Origin of the sequence: Pseudoalteromonas sp. S4741, assembly GCF_005886135.1 — a bacterium.
Classification (GTDB): Bacteria; Pseudomonadota; Gammaproteobacteria; order Enterobacterales; family Alteromonadaceae; genus Pseudoalteromonas; species Pseudoalteromonas tetraodonis.
The window spans coordinates 21,320-27,319 of record NZ_PNCN01000072.1; the positions used below are offsets into that span (position 1 = coordinate 21,320).

A 6,000-nucleotide genomic window follows, 5' to 3' on the forward strand; every position below is an offset into this window, starting at 1 on the left:
AATGATTGAGTATTATTGCGGATTGGTATTATTAACGATAGTCATTCTCAAATCACCTGCTATTTTTAACATTATAAAAGTGCTATAAACTAATAGTTTTTTCATGCTTTCTAGGCTAAGGTTATTACTTAAATTATAGGGGGTGTTTATTTTTAAATTTACATTATTAGCGTTAGGGTTGCTATTTAGCCAGAATATTCAGGCTAATGCGCCTAAATTGGTTATTTATACCGAAAGCTTTGCCCCTTACAATTTTCAAAATGAAGCTGGACAGCTAGCGGGTATTAATCATGACATAGTGAAAGACGCTTGTGATCGTGCGGCACTAGAGTGCGAATTTATTATGTTACCTTGGAAGCGTGCTTACCAGTTAGTGCAAAATAACCCACACTCAGCCATCATTTCTCTAGCAAAAACGCAAGAACGTATTCCTCTTTTTGAATGGGTGGGACCTTTGGTATCGAGCCAAACCTACTTTTTTAAATTAAAAACCAGCGACCATATTGTGATGAATGATATATCACAAGCTAAAAACTACTCGTTGGGCATAGTGCGAGGCGACATTTATGAAATGCTGGTGCGTCGACTTGGGTTTGTTACCGATAAAAACTTACTACTGTTTAGTGAAGCTGACTCATTTATGCGATTGTTTTTTAAAAAACGCATCGATTTAATTATTGGCTCTGACTTTACTGTTGATCATCAAACTGAGCCATTTGGGTACTCTAGGGATGACGTGGTGAAGCTCAAGCAAATTAATGTGGATGAACTTAAAGGCAACTATATTGGCTTTAATAAAGCCGCTTCACCTGTGGTAGTAAAACGCTTTAATCAAGCACTTGAGCAGCTTAAGGCTGAGTCTGGCTATGAAGCTTACATTAAACGTTATGTAAAAAATTAAGCGTTTAGACCATAAGCACAGAAAAGCTCAAAAAGCTCCCGCTTAATAATGCCTATATTGCCTCTTCACAGCCTTCATTCTTGTTAACTTCGCTACCTTTTATACTCTCAAGTGCCTTGAAAGGGCTAATAAGTAAATGCTCCTACAGCTACACAGTTGTTCATATTTTTTAGTAATACCAATTCGCTTAATCAAGTGGTCTATTTTGAGGCTGGAAAAACGAGTTGATAGCTAGGCAAAAAATTCGCTATTTAGTTGTTCTAAATGAGAATTTTTTAACACAGGTAGCGACACGTTTAGCCCCGCAAAATGATTAAGTATTATTGCGGATTGGTATAAGTGCAATGATGGCTTTTTAATGGCGTAAAGAGTGCGTGAATGAAAGCTTTGCTAGGGAATTTTTAGGTATGAATTGCTGAGGATTTAGAAAGTAGAGGCTATAAAAACGATAAAAGGGCCTTGCGGCCCTTGGTGAAGTATCGTTCAAGTCAGATAGTGCTTTAACCCCTTAAAGCGCTATCCTATTGTTTTGCAACAGTTGGATCGTCTCATTAAGTTTCTAAGCTAGCGAGAGGAAAAACCCAGCAATTGCTGCGCTCATAAGGTTAGCCATAGATCCTGCTAACACTGCTCTGAGCCCTAAGCGTGCGATATCCTTTCGCCGACTAGGCGCCATACCGCCTAATCCACCTAGTAAAATGGCTATCGATGATAAGTTAGCAAAGCCACACAAGGCAAAGGTAACAATTGCTTGTGTATGCGCACTTAACGTATCGCGATAATTTATAAAGTCTAAGTAAGCAACAAACTCATTTACTACTAACTTTTGACCAATAAAGCTGCCGGCTAAAATTGCCTCATTCCACGGTACACCGAGTAACCATGCAACAGGGGCAAACAAGTAGCCTAAAATTTCTTGTAGCGTTAATGTAGGGTAATCAAACAACTCACCAATACCGCCTAATAAACCGTTTAATAACGCAATCAGTGCAACAAATGCTAAAAGCATGGCACCTACGTTTAATGCTAAGTGCATACCGTTTGCTGCGCCTGATGCTGCTGCGTCAATAACATTAACCGGTTTGTCGTCGCCTAAATCTATATCGGCTAAATCATCTTTAGGTGTTTCTGTCTCTGGCACTATCATTTTTGCCATTAAGAAACCACCCGGTGCTGCCATAAAGCTAGCTGCAATTAAATATTTAAGGTCTACACCAATAATTACGTAACCAGCCATTACAGAGCCTGCTACGGTTGCCAAACCACCTACCATTACGGCAAATAACTCAGATTTGGTCATGGTTGCAATAAACGGTTTAACAATGAGTGGCGCTTCAGTTTGGCCAACAAAAATATTTGCGGTGGCTGAAAGCGACTCGGTGCGAGAGGTTTTCAATAATTTTTGTAAACCACCGCCTAAAATTTTAATTATCCAATCCATAATGCCAAGGTGGTAAAGCACAGCAACAAGTGCTGAGAAAAACACAATCACTGGCAATACTTGAATGGCAAAAATAAACCCAAGTGTATCTTGCGATGCTAATGGGCCAAATAAAAAGCCAATTCCATCGTTGGCATACCCAATAACCGATGAAACGGCGCGAGACATACTCGCTAATACATTTTTGCCTGCTTCAAAAAAAAGTACAAAACCGCCGATAATGACTTGCATTAAAAATGCGATACCCACGGTTCTTAGTTTTATTGCTTTGCGATCAGTTGAGGCCGCAAAAGCGATGCCTAGTAGCACTAGCATGCCTACTAAGCTCATAAATGTTGTCATACAAACGTTTCCCGTTGTTATTCTTGTAAAATGTACTTTATTTTACTTTTTATAATATCAATCGCAACGCGATTCATACCGCCTCGAGTCACAACTAAGTCAGCGTTATGCTTTGAAGGCTCAATAAATTGATAAAACATCGGTCTAACAGTTGCTTGATATTGCTCAACAACAGATTGTAATGTTCTGCCTCTTTGTTCCATGTCGCGTTGCATTCGGCGCATTAAACAAATATCCAATGGCGTATCTATAAACACCTTGATATCAAATTCTTTATTAAGCGCTTTATCGCTCAGTAATAAAATACCTTCTACAATGAGTATTTTAGCCGAAGCCACACGGCGCGTTTTATCGCTGCGTGTATGTTGGGCATAATCATAAGTTGGTACTTCAACAGAGTGGCCATTACGAAGTTGTGTTAAATGCTCAAGCATTAGTTCGTGTTCAAATGCATCAGGATGGTCGTAATTCGTTTGCGTACGATGTGCCATCGGCAAATGCGATTGATCCTTGTAATAAGCATCTTCTTCAATAATGGCGATAGCGCCTGGTTCAAGCTCATTTACCAATTCATTATAAATTGTTTGGCTAAATAGAGATTTGCCGGACGCCGATGCGCCTGCAATAGCTATAATAGTTCGTGTCACTAAAGTTCTCACCCACACAGAAGGATATATTGTTGGTAGATCACAATAGCAAAAAAGACACGATTAATCTCTTTTGCTTCGCTTAAGAGTGCAAATTTATAATGTTTAGGTTTTATGAAACAGGACTTATGTCCTGTACGGAAAATTCGAAGAGCAGATAAAGTAACCACCTAGAACAGATGTGAGGTCACAATGGCAAGAGCAATTATCTTAATGGCGGATAGTTTAGGAATTGGCGCAGCACCCGATGCAGATAAATTTGGTGATGTTGGTGCTAATACATTCGCACATTTACTCAAGGCATATTATGACGAGACTGGCAGTAAGCTTTCGCTTCCTAACCTTTCAAAATTAGGGTTAGTGGATGCATGTGAAGCCGCTGGTAAAGAATCCTGTTTAGTTGCTGAGCGACATAAACCACAAGGTGCATGGGGTTACGCAAAAGAGCTTTCAAGCGGTAAAGACACGCCATCGGGTCACTGGGAAATGGCAGGCGTGCCAGTGTTATTTGATTGGGGTTACTTCCCTAAAACACAGCCGAGTTTCCCACAAGAATTTGTAGACGAGTTTATTGCTCGCACAGGTATTCCGGGTATTTTAGGCAATTGCCATGCCTCAGGTACCACGATTTTAGAGCAGCTAGGTGAAGAGCACGTTAAAACAGGTAAACCAATCTGTTACACCTCAGCTGACAGTGTGTTTCAAATAGCCGCGCATGAAGAATCATTCGGCCTAGAGAAGCTTTATCAAGTTTGCGAAATCGCACGGGCGCTGCTTGATGAAATGAATATAGGGCGAGTGATTGCGCGGCCATTTTTGGGTTCTAATAATCAAGATTTTGCCAGAACAGGTAATCGTCGTGATTATTCAGTATTACCGCCATCGCCAACATTGCTTGATGTACTTGCAAAAGACGGTGGCGAAGTTATCAGTATTGGTAAAATTTCAGATATTTATGCGCATCAAGGCATTACCCAAAAGCATAAAGCGCCAGGCTTGATGAACTTGCTAGAAAAAACCAGCGAAGTGGTGGCGACTGCGCCGGATCACAGTTTGATTTTTACCAATTTAGTTGATTTTGATGAAAAGTTTGGTCACCGCCGAAATCCTGTTGGCTATGCGAAAGCGCTCAAAGAGTTTGATGATTACTTACCCACTATTTTAGCGCAATTAAAGTCGGATGATTTATTAATGATCACCGCCGATCATGGCTGTGACCCGACCTTTCCAGGGTCTGAGCACACCCGTGAATATGTGCCGGTTATTGCCTATCAGCCAGGGATGAAAAATACCCCGCTGGGCGAACGCAATAGCTTTGCCGATATTGGCCAAACGCTTGCACAATGGTTTAACCTTGAAGCGTTAGAATATGGTGATGGCTTTATTGATAAGCTGAACACAGTTAAGTAACTTAAAAATACGCTTGCTATTTTTAAAGTAATAGGGCTTTTAGCCAAACAAAAGGAAAACAATCGATGAGTACTCCGCATATCAGTGCAAACGTAGGTGATTTTGCCGAAACAGTATTAATGCCAGGCGATCCGCTACGCGCACAATATATTGCTGAAAACTTTTTAGATGATGCAGTGCAAGTAACCGGCGTACGTAACATGTACGGTTTTACTGGAACTTACAAAGGTAAACCAGTGAGCATTATGGGTTCTGGCATGGGCATTCCTTCAATGTCAATTTATGCTCGTGAGCTTATTGTCAGTTTTGGCGTTAAAAATATTATTCGTATAGGTACCTGTGGTGGTATCGGAAGCGATATTAAAATTCGCGACGTGATTTTTGCACAAGGTGCAAGCACAGATTCAAACGTAAATCGTGCCCGCGTTCGTGGTACTGACTTTGCTGCAATAGCTAACTTTGAATTACTTTTAAACGGCGTAAATGCAGCTAAAGATTTAGGTATCGATGCAAAAGTAGGTAATGTATTTACTACCGATACTTTTTATCAAGCAGACGACACGTTTTATAAAGATCTAGACAAACTAGGTGTACTCGCTGTTGATATGGAAACAGCTGGCTTATACGGCGTAGCAGCAGAATACGGCGCAAAAGCAATGGCATTATTTACCGTTAGTGATCATGTAATCACCGGCGAAGCAACACCTGCAGATGAGCGTCAAACCACGTTCAACGAAATGGTTAAAATTGCCCTAGAGTCAATTTAATTAACTATTTAACTAACCTGAACTTTGGTTAAGAGATTTACTATCCAGAGTTCAGGTTAAATACAACAGTTCCTTGGTAACGTATTCACTAAGTTTTGGAGACACGCCCAAAGTGAAGTGAGACTAAACCCGCAAAGCCGCATTTTATGCGGCTTTTTTTATGCCTGAATTTAGGTGCCAGCACCGAGCACCGAGCACCGAGCTTCGGGCTTCGAGCTACGGGCTTTATGTTCCTAGGTTTCAGGTTCTAGGTTAAAGGTCAAAGGTCAAAGGTTAAAGGTTAAAGGTTAAAGGTTTTAGCAGTAGCTCGCAGCTCGTCACTCGAAGCCCGTAGCCTTCTCTTTGTTCAAACAGTTTTAGTGAATTTTGCACAAAAAGGGCGAAGAGACGCTGCGCTTTTAGAGGAAAAAAGCAACTATCAGGGTGTAGCAGCGATTTTATATCGCGTCAGGTTAAAAATTATGGAGTAAATAAACGCGGGGTAAACCCGCT

Annotated in this window: 5 protein-coding genes; 3 read left to right on the plus strand and 2 right to left on the minus strand. The window is 40.8% G+C overall.

Features of this window, described 5'->3' with window-relative positions; translation table 11 throughout:
- The first annotated feature begins 142 nt into the window (after nt 1–142).
- Nucleotides 143–901, plus strand: a complete 759-nt coding sequence (locus CWC30_RS11470; RefSeq protein ID WP_138627152.1) for a substrate-binding periplasmic protein — start codon at nt 143–145, stop codon at nt 899–901.
- A 559-nt stretch (nt 902–1,460) separates the two neighbouring features.
- On the opposite strand, the gene CWC30_RS11475 is transcribed toward CWC30_RS11470, so the two are convergent.
- Together CWC30_RS11475 and udk are read right to left on the minus strand one after the other, a co-directional pair.
- Nucleotides 1,461–2,684 (minus strand): NupC/NupG family nucleoside CNT transporter, encoded by a 1,224-nt coding sequence (locus tag CWC30_RS11475; protein ID WP_036983618.1) that lies wholly within the window; start codon nt 2,682–2,684, stop codon nt 1,461–1,463.
- A 17-nt stretch (nt 2,685–2,701) separates the two neighbouring features.
- Nucleotides 2,702–3,331 (minus strand): uridine kinase, encoded by a 630-nt coding sequence (gene udk, locus CWC30_RS11480; protein WP_008110733.1) that lies wholly within the window; start codon nt 3,329–3,331, stop codon nt 2,702–2,704.
- Nucleotides 3,332–3,523: 192 nt separating this feature from the next.
- Here udk and CWC30_RS11485 point away from each other — a divergent pair, with 192 nt between their 5' ends.
- Both CWC30_RS11485 and deoD read left to right on the plus strand, forming a co-directional pair.
- Nucleotides 3,524–4,741 carry a phosphopentomutase gene (locus CWC30_RS11485; protein WP_138627153.1) on the plus strand — a complete coding sequence of 406 codons (1,218 nt, stop codon included), beginning with the start codon at nt 3,524–3,526 and terminating at the stop codon, nt 4,739–4,741.
- 65 nt (nt 4,742–4,806) lie between these two features.
- Entirely contained in the window at nt 4,807–5,508 is a 702-nt protein-coding gene (deoD, locus tag CWC30_RS11490; protein WP_036955453.1) for a purine-nucleoside phosphorylase, read from the plus strand.
- The last annotated feature ends 492 nt before the right edge of the window (nt 5,509–6,000 follow it).